Below are 17,761 nucleotides of genomic sequence, written 5' to 3'. Positions count from 1 at the left end.
CGAGAACAACCGCACCACATTGCGATGCTCGACCATCACCCCCTTCGGCACACCCGTCGACCCCGAGGTGTAGATGACATACGCGAGATCCGCCGGGGACGCTCCCACCTGGGTGCGGCTCAGATCGCCGTCCGGCAGGTCCGCCCACGATGCGGCGTCGGCCCGCAGGTCGACGACCGAGGCCCCCGAGGTCTCCAGCCCTTCGGCGGCCGGGCCGTCGACCAGCAGCACCCGCGGCGCACTGTCGCTCAGCACATGGTTCTGCCGCTCGACCGGCACGGCCGGGTCGAGGGGGACGTACGCGCCGCCCGCCTTCAGCACCGCCAGCACGCCGGTCACGATGTGTTCCGACCGCGGAAGGCACAGGGCCACCAGCACGCCCGGCCCGACGCCCAGACCGCGCAGGTGGCGCGCCAGGCGATTGGCCCGCGCGTTCAGCTCGCCGTACGTCAGTGACCTGGACTCGCACTCCACCGCCACCGCATCGGGCGTCGCGGCCGCCATCTCCTGGAACCACTCGTGCAGACACCGGTCCGGGGACCCCAGGCCCGGCGGGCGCTGGTTCCACTCCACCAGGACCCGCTGCCGCTCGGCCGCCTCCAGTGCCCCCAGCCGGGAGATCCGCTCCCGGGGGTGGTCGGCGATGGCCTCCAGCACGGTGGTGTAGTGGCGTACGAAGCGCCGTACCGTGTCCGGGTCGAACAGGTCGGTGTTGTACTCGGCCGTTCCGACGAGCCCGTCCGGCGTCTCGCGGAGGTCGAGTGTGAGGTCGAACTTGGTGACGTCGGTGTCGACGTCGACCGGGGACAGCTCCAGTCCGCCCAGCCGGGTCTCCTGCTCGGTCTGCGCCTCTTGGAGCACGAACATCGTCTGGAAGACCGGAGAATGGCTCTGGCTGCGCTCCAGGCCCAGCGCGTCCACCACGGCCTCGAAGGGCACGTCCTGGTGGTCGTACGCCTCCAGCGCGGTCTTCCGCACCCGGGCCATCAGCTCCGGGAAGGCCGGGTCGTCCGACAGGTCGGTGCGCATGGCGAGGGTGTTGGCGAAGAAGCCGATGAGCCCTTCGACCTCGCGCCGGTTGCGGTTGGCAACCACCGTGCCGACGACGATGTCGGTCCCCTGCGTGTAGCGGTGCAGCACGATGGTGCAGGCCGCGAGCAGCGTCATGTACAAGGTGGCGTCGTGCCGCGCGCCGGCCTCCCGGACCCTCTCCAGCAGCGCGGGCGGGCAGCGGAAGCTCTCACGCGCCCCGTGGTACGTCTTGACCGGCGGACGCTCGCGGTCGGTGGGCAGCGACAGCATGGGGTCGACTCCGGAGAGCTGCTTCCTCCAGTACTCCACCTGGCGTGCCCGTACGTCGTCCACGAGCCACTGGCGCTGCCACCGCGCGTAGTCGGCGTATTGCACGGGCAGCGGCTCCAGTGGGGCGGGCCGTCCGTCGCGTAATGCCTCGTAACACGCGGTGAGGTCGCGGAAGAGCACACCGACCGACCAGCCGTCGGACACCCCGTGGTGCATCGTCACCAACAGGACGTGTTCCCGCTCGGACCGGCGCAGCAGCCGGGCGCGGATCAGCGGGTCCGCCTCCAGGTCGAACGGGGTGGCGGCCTCCCGTGCGCAGATCCGGGACAGCTCCGTCTCGTCGGCGACGTCCTCCTCGTGGACCGTGAAGTCGCCACCGTCACCGATGTGCTGGTAGGGAACGCCGTCGTGGTCCACGAAGCGGGTGCGCAGGGCTTCGTGCCGCCGCACCACGGCCTCCAGAGCCCCCACCAGCGCCGCGCGGTCGAGGTGTCCGCGCAGCCGTACGGCGATCGGGATGTTGTAGGCCGCGCTGCTTCCGTCCAGCTGGGCCAGGAACCACAGGCGCTGCTGGGTGAAGGACAGCGGAACGGGCTCGCCCGCCGGGCAGGGGGACGGCGCGATGATGCCGAGCGCGGACAGGTCGACGCCCTGCTTGCCGAGCAACGCGGCCAGGGCGCGCTGCCGCTTGGCCGGGAGGGACCGGATCTTTCGGACCACTTCCTGGCGGTGGTCCTGGGGGATGGTGTTCATCGTCGTCCTGTCTGCTCAGTTCGCGATGTCCAGCGCGTCGAGCTCTTCGTCGCTCATGCGCTCGATGAGGGCGATGCTCCGCAGGATCTGCTCGGTGTCCGGTGCCGCGGTGTCCCCGGAGGGGGTACGGCGTTCCAGCTCGGCTGCCATCTCGGCGAGTCCGGGCGTATCGAAGACGACCTTCACCGGAAGCTCCACACCGGTCCGCTGCGCGAGCAGGTTGATGAGGCGGGTGGCGAGCAGCGAATTGCCGCCGAGGAACAAGAAGTTGCTCCTGGCGCCGAGCTGGCCGGTGTCGATCATCAGCAGTTCGGACCAGGCGGCGGCAATGGTCCGCTCGGCCTCGGTCAGTGTCCGGTCCCGCGGCGGTTCGGTGCGGTCGGTGAAGGCTTCGGTGTCAGTGGCGGCATCGGTGGCGGCTGCGGTTTCGGGGATGGCGAGCGTCCCGGCCGCGCGGCCGACCCAGTGCCTGTCCCGTTCGAACGCCGTGAGCGGAAGGGGCGCCGGTCGGCGCGTCCCGCGGTGCAGGCCGTCCCACGGCACGTCGATACCGCGCACCCACAGCTCGGCGAGGTGGTCGAGGTCGCCGTCGGCCACCAGACCGGCCAGGAACGCTTCGCCCCGCGCCCCGGACAGTACGGTCCCCAGCGGGCCCGCGTCGTGCTCGGCGTTGCCCCGGTGGACGGGTACGGCGGCGGTCGCCCCGTCCGCGAGCGCGTCCCCGGTCTCCGCGGGGCCCGCGGACTGCTGCGCCAGGGCCTGCCTCAGCTCCTCCAAGGAGCCCGCCACCACGGCGAACCGCTCGGGCTGCGCCTCGCGGCCCAGCTGCGAGGTGTACGCGATGTCGGCCAGGTCAGCCGGGCCGTCGCCCTCCAGGTAGGCATGGAGCCGCCGTATCGCCGTCCGCAGCCGCTGGGGAGTGGCGGCGGACACCACCACCAGTTGGGGGGCGGGGTCGTCGGGCTCCGGCGCGGCGGCACCGGTCGGTGGAGGAGCCTCGACGACCAGGCTGACGTGGCTTCCGCCCGCAGCCACCGAGTTGATGAGCGCGCGGCGGGGCGCCGGGCGGCTGTCGGGACCGGCGGCGCCACGCGGTTCCCAGGGCGTCAGCCGGTCGCACAGCCGCAGTGCGGTGCCGTCGGCGTCGAGGTGGGGGTTGGGGGAACCCGCCGCCACCAGCGGAGGCAGCTCCTGGTGGCGCAGTTGCAGGATGACCTTGGTGAGCTGGGCGATCCCGGAGGCCGCCTCGGGGTGTCCGAGGTTCGACTTCACCGTGCCGAGCGCCACCGGCTCGGTCACCCCGTCGAACACCTCCCGCAGGGCCTGGAATTCGATCTCGTCGGAGATCGTGGTCCCGTTGGCCGCGGCCTCGACGTACCCGATGGAACCCGGGCCGGCACCGGCCTGCTCCAGCGCCCGCCGCATGACCTTCACCTGGGCCCGGTGGCTGGGCCGCATGAAGCCGTTGGACCGGCCGCCGTGCAGCGAGGACGTGCCCTTGATGACCGCGTGGACCCGATCGCCGTCGCGGACCGCGGCGGCCAGCGGTTTGAGCAGTACGGCGCCGACGGCCTCGGCCGGGAGGTAACCGTCCCCGTCGCGGAAGCTGCGGCTGCCCGGGTGGGTGCCGAGCAGCTGCAACTCGGCCAGGGCGATGTACTTGTCCGGGTGCACGGTGAGGTTGATGCCTCCGGCGACGGCCAGTTCGCTCTCGCCGCGCCGCAGGTCGGCGCAGGCGAGATGGATGGCGGTGGCCGACGACGCGCACATGGTGTCCACGGCGAGGCTGGGGCCCTCCAGGCCGAAGAAGTGCGAGACCCGGTTGGCGATCATGTTGTACGAGGCCGCCGAGGTGACCGCCGCGAGCGCGGGGTCCGACGCGTCGGCGCGGTAGAGCTGGTACGCCGCTCCGACGTAGACCCCGACGCGCCGCTCGTACCGTCGCTCGATGACGGACTGGGTCACGCCGCTCTCCTCCAGCAGATGCCACACCGTCTCCAGGAACAGCCGCTGCTGCGGGTCCATCGCGGCGGCCTCGCGCGGCGAGATGCCGAAGAGGAGCGGATCGAACCGGTCGATGCCGTCGAGGAATCCGCCCCACGGACCGGGTCCCTCCCCGGTGCCGTCGGCCGACTCGTGGTTCCAGCGGCCGGGCGGCACCGCGGTGACGGCGTCCTTGCCGTCGCGCAGGTTGGCCCACAGGGTGTCGAGGTCTTCGGCGCCCGGATAGCGGCCGGTGATGCCGATGACCGCGATGTCCTCGCCGCGGTGGTGGACGTCCGCGCGCCCGATCCGTGGCTCCGTCTCGTCCCCGGTGTCCGTACGGCGCGACGGGGTCGGCGGAGCCGTGGCCACCGGCTCGGTGGTGGCGGTGTCCTGGACGGGCGGCGCCAGCGGCGGAGCAGGGACGCCGAGCAGCGAACGCAGGGTCTTGGGATGGTCGGCGACGAAGTACCGTGCCAGCTCGCGTACGGTCTCGGCCTCGAAGAGCAGCGTCCGGGACAGCGGCCCGAAGTCCTCCTCCAGCCGGGAGATCACGTTGACCGCGATGACGGAGTCCATGCCGTACCGCTCCAGTGGCGAGTCGACGGCGATGCGCTCGGGGCCGAGCTTCAGGGACGATGCCAGCAGCCGCCGCAGATGGCCCACCGCCCTGTCCTCCAGAGCCCGGTCCGCCTCGTCGTTCGGTGCCCCGGGTGGGACGGCCGCAGCGGGCTCGGGGACGGCGGGCTCGGGGACGGCGGGCTCGGGGGCGTTGCCGGGCAGTCGGGACAGCAGCTCGTCACGGCGACCCACCAGGACGAGCAACCGGCCGTCGGCGAGGCCGTTGTCCCGCGCGGCCATGGCGCACCGCAGCGCCTCCAGTCCGCGCAGTGTGTCCAGCGGTGCCAGACCGGCGCCGCGCAGGCTCTCCCGTACCGCGTCGCCGTCCATGCCGCCCTCCTCCCACAGCGGCCAGTTGACGGACACCGTCGAGCCGCTGCACAGCCCGGCGCCGACGAGTCGGTTGCGATACGCGGCGTAGGCGTCCATGAACGCGTTTCCGGCGGCGTAGTCGGCCTGCCCGGGGTTGCCGAACGCCCCCGCGGTCGACGAGAAGCACAGGAACACCTCCAGTGGCTGGTCCCGGCTCAGCTCGTCGAGGTTGACCAGTCCGGCGACCTTGGGCGCGAGGACGCGCGCCAGCCGCTCGGGGCTCTTGCGGAGGAGGAAGCCGTCGTCGATGACCCCCGCGCTGTGCACGATGCCCGTCAGTGGCCCGTGATTGTCCGCCACATGGGCCAGCACACGCTCGACCGACGCCCGGTCGGTCACGTCGGCGCGCTGGTAGTCGACGGTCAGCCCGACCGTACGCAGCTCGTTCAGCGAGTCCCGTGCCTGCGCGCTCAGGGGCGACCGGCCGGTGAGCACGACGGTGGCCCGGCCTGCCGACGCGGCGACCTCCTTCGCCACGATCCGGCCGAGTCCTCCGGCGCCGCCGGTGATGAGGTAGACACCATCCTGCTTCCACGGCTGAGCCTGGGCCCAGGGAGAAGCGATGGGTGCCGGCGTGGCGACGAGCCGGTGGCCGTCGCGGTGGCGCACCTCTGGTTCCGGGTCGCGCACCGCTTCAGCGGCCAGTCGGGCGGCGACGGTGGCCGGTGGCGGCGCGTCGAGGCATTCGACGTATCCGGTGTGCAGGAGCGGGTTCTCCTGGTGAGCCGTCTTCAGCAGGCCCGCCAGCCCGCCGAAACACGCGAGGCGGTCCCGTTCGGCTTCGGTGGCGGGGGCGCCGACGAGGGCGACCTGGAGCAGCACCGGCCGTCGCACCCCGCCCTCGAGGATCCCGTGGGCCATCGTGAACACGCGCTCGGCGGCCTGCGCGTACTGGCGGTCGAGCGAACCGTCCTCGGGTTCCATGAAGTGCCACGCGGCGGCGGGCAGGGCGGCCCGGAGGACATCGCGGCCCCCGGCCGTGAGGTGGCCGATCACCAGGACGTGGTGTTCGGCGAACGTGTCCTCGGAGTCGCCGCCAGGACGGGGGCTGCGCTCGGCCCACTCGGGGCGCAGCAGCACCATCTCGTCCTGGTGGGTGGAGCCCTGTTCCGTGGCGGCCTGCTCGGGGACGCTCTGGCGCGGCTCGGTCGTGGTCCGGGTCCCGGCAGCGAGGTCGAGGTCGAACCAGCACCGCTCCCGGGCGAAGGGATATCCTGGCAGGCTGATGCGCCGTACCGCAGGGGGCGACGGGTACAGCGTGTCCCACGCCACGGCGGCTCCCTCCGCCCACATGCCCAGCAGCCGGTCGGGGGTGCCATGGGCGGTCCATTCGGCGAGGGCCGCCCGTAGCGCGTCGCCGTCCGCCCCGGCGCTCCGCCCCCGGCCACGGGGCGCGGTGCCCCGTACCCAGGCTCCCGGGCGCCCCGGGCCGGCGGCGAACGACTCCAGCCGTGCCCGGGCGGTCTCGATGGAGGTGGCGGCGAAAGCCAGCCGCTCCTCCAGTGCCATGCGCCCGACCTGGAGGGTCCACGCGACATCGGGGAGGTCGTCCTCGGTCAGCTCCGCCAGCCGGGCGTGCAGCCGACGTGCCTGTTCGACGAGTTGGGCCTCGCTCTGGGCGGAGAGTACGAGCAGGGCAGGGCGATGCAGTGTGTCGAACCGCGCCCGGCGCGGAGCTGGCTGTCCGTACTCGGCGATGACGACGTGGGCGTTCGAGCCGCCCGCGCCGAAGCCGGAGACACCCGCCGTCCGCGGATGCGTCCGCTGCTCTCCGTCGTCCTCCAGGACCGGTCGGCGCCAGGGCTCCACCCGCTGCTGCACGCTCAGCGGTGTGCCGGTGAGGTCGATGTGCCGGTTCAGCACGCCGGAATGCAGGCTCGGCACCAGCTCCCCGTGCCGCATCTGCAGCAGCACCTTGGTGACACCCGCGATGCCGGCCGCGCCCTCGCAGTGGCCGATGTTCGACTTGACCGAGCCGATCGGAAGGTCCGTCGGCAGACCGCCCCTGGCATGGAATGCCTTGGCCAGCCCCGCGATTTCGATCGGGTCGCCGAGGGACGTCCCCGTGCCGTGGGCCTCCAGGTAGCCGAGCGAGCGGGGGTCCACGCCCGCGGCGGCAAGCGCCTCGGTGATGACCTGGCCCTGCGCCGCCGGGGAGGGCACCGAGTAGCCGGAGGTCCGCCCGCCGTGGTTCAGCGCGGTCCCCTTGATCACACCGTGGATCTGGTCCCCGTCGGCGACGGCCCGCTCGAGGGGCTTGAGCAGCACCGCGCCGACGCCCTCGCCGGGCACGTAGCCGTCGCCGCCCTCACCGAAGCTGCGGCAGCGGCCGTCGCTGGAGAGGAAACGGCGCTGGCTGAGCATCAGGAACTTGTTCGGGTGGGAATGGAGGTTCACCCCACCCGCGAGCGCCGTGTCGCACTGGCCGCTCCTGATGGCCTCGCAGGCCAGGTGGATGGCCGTCAGCGAGGACGAGCACATGGTGTCCACGGTCATGCTGGGGCCGGTGAAGTCGTAGAAGTACGAGACCCGGTTGGCCACGGTGGAGGCGCTGCCCGACAGGGCGGCGGGCACGCCGCGGTCCTGCGCCTGTGCGCCGTAGAGCTGGTACTCCTGGTACATCACACCGACGAACACGCCCACCTTGCCCGGCAGCTCGCCCGCGTATCCGGCGTCTTCGAGCGTGTGGTGGGCGCACTGGAGGAACAGGCGCTCCTGGGGGTCGAGGAGTTCGGCCTCGTGCAGCGAGATCTGGAAGAACAGAGGATCGAACCGGTCGATTTCCTCGAGAAAGCCGCCCCATCTGCCCGAGGAGGAGCCGCCGACATCGGCGTGGCGCCGGTGGTCCCAGCGCTCCGCCGGGACTTCGCGGATGCAGTCCCGGCCCGAGCGGAGATTCCGCCAGAACTCGTCCAGGTCTGCCGCCTCCGGATAGCGGCCGCTGACACCGACGATGGCGATGTCCGTCGCGGCGGGCGCCGGAACGGTGGACGGGTACGCGTCCGCCGCGGCATCCACCGCGGTGGACGCGTACGCCGCGGCATCCACCGCGCCATCCGCCGGGGCGTCCGTCAGGGGGCGGGTGCTCAGTCCGGCCAGGTCCGCGCACACCCGGCCGTGTTCGTCGAACACGGTGATGTCCAGCCGCGCCGAGGTGTCCTTGGGCCCACTCCCCGGCTGATGCCGGATCCAGGCGTACGCCGTCCCGGGGGTGGGCGCGGACGCCTCCGCGCGCTGGAGGGCGAACGGCAGGGCAGGACGCGACGACGAGTCGCTGAATCGTTCCGCTGCCAGCCGCAGACCGATGACGGCTTGCAGCGCGCCGTCCACGATGCCCGGGTGGAGCCGATAGCCGTCCAGCGGGTCCGCCGCGACGGGCAGCCGCAGCTCCGCCACCGCCTGGGGTCGTCCCGACCCGTCCATGCCCACGCCGAGCGCGGCCAGCGAGCGCTGCGCGGGGCCGTAGTCCATGCCCACCCGGGCGTAGATCCCGTAGATGTCGGCGGAGGCCAGTGTCCGTTCGACGCAGGCCGTGCGCAGCTCATCCAGGCTCGGCAGGCTCCGGTCGCCGGTGTCCGACAGGTCCGCACGGCCCTGGCCGCACAGGGTGAGTTCGCTGTCGGCGCCCACCTGGTGGATCGTGTACTCCCAGCCGTGCCCGGGCAGGGTGCGCACGTCCACGCGCAGTTCCAGCCCTTCCGGGCCGCACACCGCGGGCCGCAACCACACCACGTCGGTCAGTCGCACCCGGCCCTGCTCCGCCCCATCGAGACCACTTGCCACCGCGGCGCGCGCCATCTCGAGTTGCGCCACCCCGGGAAGCACCCGGGCGCCGTGTATGTGATGGTCCCGCAGGAACGGCTCGTCACCGTCGAAACGCGCATGGCCGACCACGCCCTCGCCGTCCCGCTCGACGCGGTGCAGCATCGGGTGCGGGCGTGGCGGCGTCTCCTCGTCCGGCGCCGGGCGGGCGTCCACGGTGACCGCCGTCGTCCCGCCCAGGGCCTCGGCGAGGTACGTGGCGACCGCGCGCACGGTCGGGCGCTCGGCGAACACCGCGGGCGTCAGCGCCAGTCCGTAGCGGTCGTTGAGCCGGGCGACGAGCCGGGCCAGACCCGTCAGGTCGAACCCGAACTCCTCGAACGCCGCGTCCGGGTCCACCTCCTCGGCCGGTACCCCCAGCAGCGCGGAGATCTCGTCGGTCAGCGCGGCGCGGGTGGCGGAGGGCGAGTCGGCCGATCCGTTTCCGTCCGGCACCCCGGCGGTCTGGCCTTCGAGCCACGCCGCCACTTCGGCGACCGACGGGTACTCGAACATCAGGGTCGGCGAGAGCGACAGGGACAGCCGGTCTTCCAGATCGGGCACCAGGGACACCAGGTCCGCCGAGGTCAGGCCCAGTTCGTAGAAGCCGCTCCCGACGTCGACCTGCGCCGTCGGTACGTCCAGCCGTGCCGCGATCAGTTCGCGCAGCGTGGCCACCACGTCCGGTCCGGGGTCCGCCGCGACGGTCACCGACTGCCCGGCCGGGTCTCCGGCAGGGGCGGAGAGCCCCGCGGTGTGCAGTACGGGCCCTTCCCGGACGTCGAGCGCCGACACGTCCCGGACCCGCTTGGCCGAGAGCCTGCCGACCTCGGCGACCTTCGCCCCGGTCTCGTCGTAGAACTCCACCGCCAGACGCATGAGTTCGTCGTCCCGGTGCGTCGAGGCGGCCGGGACCCGGACGAAGCAACGACTGCCCAGGGGGGCATCCGCCCGGAACGACTCGAAGACCAGCGGCAGGTACAGGCCCTCCCCCGCGTCCCCCTCGTAGAGCATGTGGCTGCCCACGCTGCCGCCCAGTAACCCAGCCTCGAACAGGGCCGGGTGGAAGAGGAAACCGTCCGCGCCCTCGCGGTGTCCGGCGGCCAGTTCCAGCTCCACGACCCAGTCATCGGGGCGGTGGTGCACCACGCCCTCGGACTTCATCAGACCCGAGTGGACCAGGTCCTGCTGCCGGAGCCAGGTGTAGATGTCGTTGAGCGTGGTTGCCCGATGGTCTGCGGTCAGCGGGAGCGGCAGTCGCTCCTGGAAGGCGGGGGCGGTGTAACGGTGTGCCGTCGCCCTCGCGTGCAGGACATCGGCCCGGTCCTGCGGGCGCCTGCTGCGGACCTCGATCCGCCACCCTCCGGCGGGCGCGGGTCGTCCCTCGACCGTGGTCAGGACCTCTTCGCCCGGTGCGGCGACGAGCGGCGCGAGGATGGTGAGGTTGCGCAGCTCGATGTCCCGCATGGCGTGGCCGTGCCGGGCGAGGACTTGTAACACCAGGTCGACGTAGCCGACGCCGGGCAACAGGCGGCGTCCATGGACGACATGCCCCTTCAGCAGAGGGTTCTCCGCGGTCACGGTGAATGTCGCGGCGAATGTCGGCGAGTCGGACACAGGTAATCCATCCCAGTGAGTCGTTGTCCAGCCCGGAGCAGGGCGAACCGGCGATGGGGCCCGGCCCGTTTTCCATGCACAATTTCCACGGGAACACGTCGTCCCGGAGTTACATGTACGTGCGTCAGCGCAGAGCAATGCGGAATGCGTCGGCGGGCTCCCGGAAACCCCGGGACCAAATAGCCCAAATGCGCCGGACGACCGTGAACATCGCAGGTGGACAGCACAGCGGTACCGACCTGCTCAAAGAGGTGGTAAACCCGCTACATACAGCCGAAATTCACGATTTCCCCGTTTCCCCCGTTGGCACAGAAGCATCGGCGATGAGGCTCATCGCTCCTGTCCGCCGTTCCGTACGGCAACCGGAACGCTACCCAAGGCGCGCGACCGAAGGCAATGAACACAGCGTGATCATCCGCTCTGGCCGGAAAGCGGAGCGTAACGGCGGCAGGTGAATGCGGAATCAGCCGATGAAGTCGGCAGACGCGGGATAGGATCACCGCCCATCACCTGCGGAGCCGGCCGTCTGCCGCCTCCGGCCCATGGCATGACAGCGGTTGCGGCAGCTCAGCGTGATTGCCGACCGGGGCTGCCAGGGATCTTTCACACGGCTTCGGAACGGGGAGCGATACGTGCGTATCGAAGGAAGCGTCGCGCTGGTCACCGGTGGAGCGTCCGGCCTCGGCCTGGCGGCGGTACGTGAACTGCGCGACCGGGGAGCCCGCGTGGTCATCGTCGGCCGGTCGTCCACGGGCAAGGAAGTGGCGGAGGAGCTGGGCCCCGGGGTGACCCACTCCCCCGGCGATGTGACCAGCGAGGAGGACATCGCCTCCGCCATCGAACTGGCCGAGACCCTTGGCCCGTTGCGCATAGCGGTGAGCTGCGCGGGCATCGGCAACGCCTTCAGGACGGTGGGCAGGACCGGACCGTTCCCGCTGGCCGCGTTCAGCAAGGTCATCCAGGTCAACCTGATCGGCACCTTCAATGTCATCCGGCTCGCCGCGGCACGGATGCACGAGCGCGAAGGAGACGGCGAGGAGCGCGGCGTCATCGTCAACACCGCCTCGACGGCCGCGTTCGACGGCCAGATCGGGCAGGCGGCCTACGCGGCCTCCAAGGGAGGCATCGTGGGAATGACCCTGCCCATCGCCCGCGATCTCGCGGAGTCGGGGATCCGCGTGGTCACGATCGCCCCCGGTCTTTTCCGCACTCCCATGTTCGACGGCTTCCCGGCAGCCACGCTCGACGCACTCGGGCAGCAGGTGCCGCATCCGGCCAGGCTCGGTGAACCGGCGGAATTCGCCACGCTCGTGGCGCACATCGTGGAGAACCCCATGCTCAACGGCGAGACCATTCGGCTCGACGGCGCCCTCAGGATGGCGCCGCGATAACCGGCACTTTCCGGCCAGTTCCGGTCACGACCCCCTCATGGATGGCCGAATTCCGTCTGTCCTCCAGGAACGGTCTTCCGTTTTGATGATCGCCAGCTTGTGCGCTTCGTTCGAGTGCCGAATGGCCCGTGCCGCCCTCTCCGTTGACGACCATCCGAGGTGCGACAGCGCTCGCGAGCGGTTTGCCCGTGGCAGTGGCCACGGGATCCCAGTTCCGGCTTCTTCACAGTCTGGAGACCAGGAAGCCCATGTCCGATGAGACCTCTCCCGGCCGTCTTCCGTCGCTGACGAGCCTGCGCTTTCTCGGCGCCCTCCTCGTCGTCTGGTACCACGTCACCTATGTCTCGGGGATTTTCGACGGTTCCCTGCACACATCGCTCGGCACCGTCTTCCCGTTCGCCTCGGGCGCGGTGACCTTCTTCTTCGTCCTCTCCGGATTCGTGCTGACCTGGGCCCACAAGCCCGGCACCCGGGCCGTCGCGTTCTGGCGCGGCCGGGCCTGCAGGATCTTCCCCAACCATGTGCTCAGCTGGACGGCGACCCTGGTGTTCTTCGCCGTCACCACCACGGAAGTACCCATGGTGTCCGCGCCCGCACACGACGCGGCAGCGGCGCTCACCAACCTCTTCCTGGTCCAGGACTGGGTGCCGGACGCGGATCTGTACTCGGGTTTCAACACACCCGCGTGGTCGCTCAGCTGCGAGGTGTTCTTCTACGCGCTCTTCCCGGCGCTCATCGTGGCCGCACGCAGGATCCCCACGGAGCGGCTGCGCCGGGTGTGGACGGCGCTGGCGGCGCTGATCTTCCTCATGCCACTGGTGGCCACCGCCATCCCCGGGCCCCAGCTGTACGACTGGATGCCAATCAACGAGCGCAGCATGTGGTTCATCTCCGCCTTCCCGCCCGTGCGCCTGCTGGAATTCCTGCTCGGCATCGCCACCGCCCGCCTGATCCAGACCGGCACCTGGCCACGCGTCAGCCGTCTGACGGTGATCCTCGCCTTCGTGGTGTACATCGGTGTGCTGCCCGCCCTGCCTCCGCAGTACGTGATGTCTACGGCGATGGCGCCACTCATCGCACTGGCCATCGCGAGGACGGCCCTCGCCGACATCGAGGGCCGCTCCCGGCAGCTGGCCAGGCCCGTCATGGTCTCCCTGGGCGAAACCACGTTCGCTCTCTACGTCGTGCACTTCCCGCTACTGCTGGCGGTGCGCCACGCCATCGGCCCCGACCCGGATCTGAGTGCCGGCGCGGGCTTCGCGATCGTCTTCGCGCTGATCGCTGTCTCGGTGGCCCTGTCGCTGGTCGTGCTGCGGTTCGTGGAACTCCCGCTGATGCGCCGCTGGGCACGCAGCCGTCGCACTCCTGCCCCGGGCCGACCTGCAAGCGTCTCTACGACACCTTGATGGAGATCTTTTCCAGCACGGGTCCGGCGCCGGACACCTGCGCCTCGGAAAGCGCCTCGGAGTACTGACCATCCGTCTGGAGCGCGCCCAGGCGGGTGGTATCCGTGCACCGGGTACGTGGCCGGCACGCTGCGGCCGCGGCCGGTCTCCCCGCTGCCAGCGGGCCGAAGTCCTGCGTGAACGTCATCTCCAGAGTGCCGTCCTCGATGGGCTCCGCCACCCCGTACGAGAGCTGCAACTCGACCCCGAACAGGGCTGAAGGGTGTCAATATTCTGATCAGACTGCGGTGGCACGTCCGGCGTTGTAGTGCTGGGCGTACGCTCGCGGGCAAGCAGCGTGTGGGCCCTGGGAAGGGAGGAACGAGCGCCAGGTCTGCCGACCACTACACCCACTGCCCACACCAAAACGATCCCGACAAGCCAAACGACCTCGACATACGACGCCACGACCGCCTTGGCGGCATCCTCCACGCATACAGACATGCCGCGTGACCTGCACGGACAAGATATTCGGCGGCGCCGACCTCGACGCGGGCCCGACGTGGCGGGCGCTGGAGACCGAGATCGGGCCGCGCGAGGAGGTCATGGCCGTCACCAGCGTGGCGGACACTCCACAGAAGACGGCCCGGTAAGACCTCGTCGGTCACCACGGCTCGGGCCGGGCAGACCCGAGCCTATCCCGAGGGCCCCGGCGTACGGGATCTTCACCGGACCGGCGGTGCCGACCGTGGATTTCGCCCGGGACGGCTTCGCTCCGCTCAGTGCGGTCCACCACTCCCGCTCTCCGGTCCGGCTGCGCGAGCTGCCCGCGGTGTGTGCTGCTGCAGAACGACACCCGCACCGTCACACGAGGCGGCCGGGAGGTGGTCAAGCGGTGGGAGAAGACCGACGAAGGAGGTGACAGCCGCTCGCCCGGCCACCTACGGCTGTCCTCGCCGGTATGACATCGACGCCCGCAGGTCCACCAAACGCGTAGCCGGACAGGCATCTGGCCACTACGACAGGAGGATGCCCAGGAAGGTCACGATGAGGGCGGAGGAAATCGCGAAAACTTGATAGCGCGCGGGGATCTCATACTTCTCTCGCTTGACTCCTTCGTTGATCTCAGTGGCATACTTATGCATGATTTTCCTGGCCGGGAAGAAGCCGATCGTGACTCCGGTCCATCCGAAGGAGTACAGAACCAGCATGTGCTGCGCCGACCAGTGCTGGTATTGGAGTCGACCGACCAGGATCATGCCAACGCAGCATGCTACGGACATGAGAGGCCATACCACTTTGCTCTTTCGGCCCGGAATCCACTTGGCCATGGCGAAAGAGAAAAGGGATGTCGCCGCGGCGGCCATGAGTAATAGGTAAATGAAGGGAAGCGAAGTGAGCATGAGGCACTCCTGTCGGCATACACAAGGGCTGGCGTTCACATCGTGCCGCCAGCCCTTGAGTGAATCATAGCGAGGTTGTGCTTAGCTGAGTAACCCAGTGATCGGCGATATGAGATCGTGACCGAACTGCGTGAGCTTCGTTACGACCTTGCCGCCGCCCAAGGCACCGATCCAGTTGGATTGCCCAAAGGTGATCAAGCCCAGGCTGGCGCTCCCCACGGACTTCCAGAAGTCCTGGCTCGAGAATCCATGCTCGATTCCTGTGAACACCGCGCTGATTCCTCCGAGCGCTATGGAGGCGATGGCGAATCCCTTAGCGAAGGATTCGAGAACGGGCATGGCCGGTGGGAAGATCAGACCAGCTACGCCGAGGCCGGCGGAGATGAACCCGGACGCGTACGCGGACGCTCTGAGGCAGCTGATGAGCGACGACGTCCTACGCGATCGACTCGGCGAAGCCGCCCGCAAACGTGCCCGTGCCTTCGACCCCGCCGTGATCGCCCGCCATTACGAACGACTCTTCGATGACTTACGGTCCGCCACCCGCCCATCCCTGCTGGGAAGGTTGCGTTCGGCTCTGCACAGAGCCGAACCCGCCGTGCCGACGCAGCAGCAGCGACCGGCACAGACCACGGCCGAGTCCACTCCCGTGACCCCACCCCAAGCGTTGGCGTACACGCGGGCCCTGCCCCAGGGCGCCCTCCGCATCCGATTGGCCGCCGACACCCTCCCCGTCGGTCCCCTCGACTTCGTGATCCGGCTGCGCAAGGACCCCAAGGGCCGCGAGGTACGCCTGCCCATACCTGAGGCCACAGCAGACGACATCGCCGACCCGCACATCACCCTGCCATCCGGCGCAGCACTCGCTGAGGGCCGCTGGGACTGCTACGCCGCCCACCGTGGCACCACGACCGCTGCGGACCGCGTCCGCCTCACCGCAGCACTCACCGAACAGGCCGCCCTCGTCGGACGCCACCCAATGACAGGCCGTAACGGGGTCAGCGCCTGCATTCCCTACACCACCAGCGACGGCTACCTCGCCCTGCGCACCTGGCACCGTCCCGCCCACGCTGAGGTCCGCCACATCACCGTCGACGCCACACACACCACGATCACCGCGACACTCCTCGGCCCGAACACCGACACGGACCTGACTGCGGCAACCGTGGTGGCCGTCTCCCGCACCGCGCCCGAACACGACGTCACCACCTCGGTCACCCACCTCACCGACCGAAGCTTCGAGTTCACCCTGGACTACAACGACCTGCTCACCCACCGGGAAGGTGAGCACGACCTGTGGGACCTCCGACTGCGACTGAACTCCCCAGGCGATGCCGCTATACCCATAGGCCGCATCGGCGGAGATGTGGTTGACCGTAAGAAGACGGACAAGACCCCGGCGACATACCTTCCTCACCCGAAGCGTGGCATGACCCGCGTTACGCCATTCTTCACCGTCGACAACAACCTCGCGCTCAGCGCCAAAGACATACCGGAGCAGACCGGCGATCACGTCAAATGATGCCCAGCAACGCCACCACGATCAGCCAGGAATGATGGCACGGATCCCCACCACCCTTTACTCGGGGCGCAATAGGGACCAGCGCGCTGGACGGAGCGCGTACAGGCGCCGGCTCCCGTCGCTCATCCCCGGGCGACCTGGGTCACGTACGCTTTCCGCGGTGCGCATAAGGGAAGGGACCGCAGGTGAACCGATATGTGACGCCAGTGCGTCGCGCCCTTTTCGGCCATCCGGCACGGAGCGTGGTCTTCGCCTTCGCCCTGGTGATCCTGGCCGGTACGGCGCTGCTGTCGCTGCCGGCGGCCACCGAGGGGCGAAGCTCGGCAGGCTCGGTCACCTCGCTGTTCACCTCGACGTCCGCGGTCTGTGTGACGGGCCTGGCGGTGGTGGACACCGGCACGTACTGGAGCGGCTTCGGTGAAGGAGTCATCCTGGGCCTGATCCAGGTGGGCGGCTTCGGCATCATGACGATGGCCTCGCTGCTGGCCCTTCTGGTGTCCGGCAAGCTGGGGCTGCGTATGCAGCTCACCGCTCAGGCGGAGACCAAGAGCCTGGGGATCGGGGATGTGCGCCGGGTCCTGCTCGGTGTGGCCGGAACCACGTTGATCGTCGAACTGTCGGTCGGTGCGGTCCTCTCGCTGCGTTTCCGCTTCGGCTACGGCATGTCCCATGGGGACGCCGCCTACATGGGCCTCTTCCACGCCGTCTCCGCCTTCAACAACGCCGGTTTCGGGCTGCATGCCGACAGCCTGACGCGCTACGCCCACGACCCGTGGGTGACGCTGCCCATAGCGACTGCCGTCATCCTGGGCGGGATCGGTTTCCCCGTGCTGCTGGAAGTGCTGCGCCACCGCAGACGGCAGCGGCTCACGGGGCGGCGCGGCTGGTCACTGCATACGAAGCTGACGCTCGGCACCACTGCGATCCTGCTGGTCATGGGCACAGTGCTCATCTGTCTGTTCGAATGGGAGAACCAGGGGACGCTGGGAGCGTTCAGCACGCCACGCAAGGTGTTGAACGGGTTCTTCACCTCCACCATGACCCGCACTGCGGGATTCAACAGCGTCGACACCGGTGCGCTGCGCCCATCGACCCTGCTCCTGGTGTGCATGCTGATGTTCATCGGTGGTGGCAGCGCGGGGACGGCGGGCGGCATCAAGGTCACCACGTTCGCCGTACTGGGCGCCGCGATCCTGGCAGAGGTACGGGGCGAGCCCACGTCGGCTGTCATGGGGCGACGGCTCGCCCCGCACATACTCCGCCAGGCACTGACCGTCGCGCTGCTGGGCATCGGCCTGGTGATGGCCGCTACGCTCGCCCTGCTGACCGTGACGAAAGCACCCTTCGAGGCCGTCCTCTTCGAGGTCGTCTCGGCGTTCGGCACCGTGGGCCTGTCCACCGGAATCACCGCGGATGTGCCCGCCTCAGGCCAGCTGGTACTGACCTTGCTGATGTTCATCGGGCGACTCGGCCCGGTCACCCTGGTCTCGGCACTGGCCCTGCGCGAGCGGACCCGCCGCTACCAGCTACCCGAGGAGCGACCTGTCATTGGCTGACTTCCTGAATTCCCTGCGCAGCCTGCGCCGCCGCAAGCGGTCGGCCGAACAGCCC

9 protein-coding genes and 1 pseudogene are annotated in these 17,761 nt (G+C 69.9%); 6 read left to right on the top strand and 4 right to left on the bottom strand.

Annotated features, from left to right (window positions below; all coding sequences use genetic code 11):
• Both LCH29_RS40085 and LCH29_RS40080 read right to left on the bottom strand, forming a co-directional pair.
• On the bottom strand, positions 1-2,055 hold a 2,055-nt coding region (locus LCH29_RS40085; RefSeq protein ID WP_446466614.1), incomplete at its 3' end, for a condensation domain-containing protein.
• Between the two features lie 15 nt (positions 2,056-2,070).
• Positions 2,071-10,449, bottom strand: coding sequence for an SDR family NAD(P)-dependent oxidoreductase (locus LCH29_RS40080; protein WP_446466613.1), 8,379 nt, complete (start codon positions 10,447-10,449; stop codon positions 2,071-2,073).
• Between the two features lie 632 nt (positions 10,450-11,081).
• Here LCH29_RS40080 and LCH29_RS40075 point away from each other — a divergent pair.
• On the top strand, positions 11,082-11,840 hold the full coding sequence (locus tag LCH29_RS40075; RefSeq protein WP_446466612.1) for a 3-hydroxyacyl-CoA dehydrogenase: 759 nt from the start codon (positions 11,082-11,084) through the stop codon (positions 11,838-11,840).
• 248 nt (positions 11,841-12,088) lie between these two features.
• On the top strand, positions 12,089-13,246 hold the full coding sequence (locus LCH29_RS40070; protein ID WP_446466611.1) for an acyltransferase family protein: 1,158 nt from the start codon (positions 12,089-12,091) through the stop codon (positions 13,244-13,246).
• On the opposite strand, the gene LCH29_RS40065 is transcribed toward LCH29_RS40070, so the two are convergent.
• Complete coding sequence (locus LCH29_RS40065) at positions 13,233-13,466, bottom strand: hypothetical protein (protein WP_446466610.1); 234 nt, start codon at positions 13,464-13,466, stop codon at positions 13,233-13,235. The genes LCH29_RS40070 and LCH29_RS40065 overlap by 14 nt on opposite strands.
• Positions 13,467-13,623: 157 nt before the next feature.
• Between LCH29_RS40065 and LCH29_RS40060 the strand changes: the two are divergent.
• Positions 13,624-13,738: pseudogene (locus LCH29_RS40060) on the top strand (integrase); the annotation flags it as partial.
• Complete coding sequence (locus tag LCH29_RS40055) at positions 13,735-13,878, top strand: hypothetical protein (protein WP_446466609.1); 144 nt, start codon at positions 13,735-13,737, stop codon at positions 13,876-13,878. The pseudogene LCH29_RS40060 and the gene LCH29_RS40055, both read left to right, overlap by 4 nt.
• A 363-nt stretch (positions 13,879-14,241) precedes the next feature.
• Here the strand turns inward: LCH29_RS40055 and LCH29_RS40050 are convergent, their stop codons facing one another.
• Entirely contained in the window at positions 14,242-14,628 is a 387-nt protein-coding gene (locus LCH29_RS40050) for a hypothetical protein (RefSeq protein ID WP_446466608.1), read from the bottom strand.
• 130 nt (positions 14,629-14,758) lie between these two features.
• On the opposite strand from LCH29_RS40050, the gene LCH29_RS40045 reads away from it, so the two are divergent.
• Together LCH29_RS40045 and LCH29_RS40040 are read left to right on the top strand one after the other, a co-directional pair.
• The gene (locus LCH29_RS40045; RefSeq protein ID WP_446466607.1) at positions 14,759-16,150 is read left to right on the top strand and encodes a glycosyltransferase; all 1,392 of its coding nucleotides are present in this window, start codon (positions 14,759-14,761) and stop codon (positions 16,148-16,150) included.
• 197 nt (positions 16,151-16,347) lie between these two features.
• Complete coding sequence (locus LCH29_RS40040) at positions 16,348-17,706, top strand: TrkH family potassium uptake protein (RefSeq protein ID WP_446466606.1); 1,359 nt, start codon at positions 16,348-16,350, stop codon at positions 17,704-17,706.
• Positions 17,707-17,761 lie beyond the last annotated feature (55 nt).

This window comes from Streptomyces sp. BRA346 (assembly GCF_052851135.1).
This window is presented reverse-complemented; position numbering and strand designations above follow the sequence as displayed.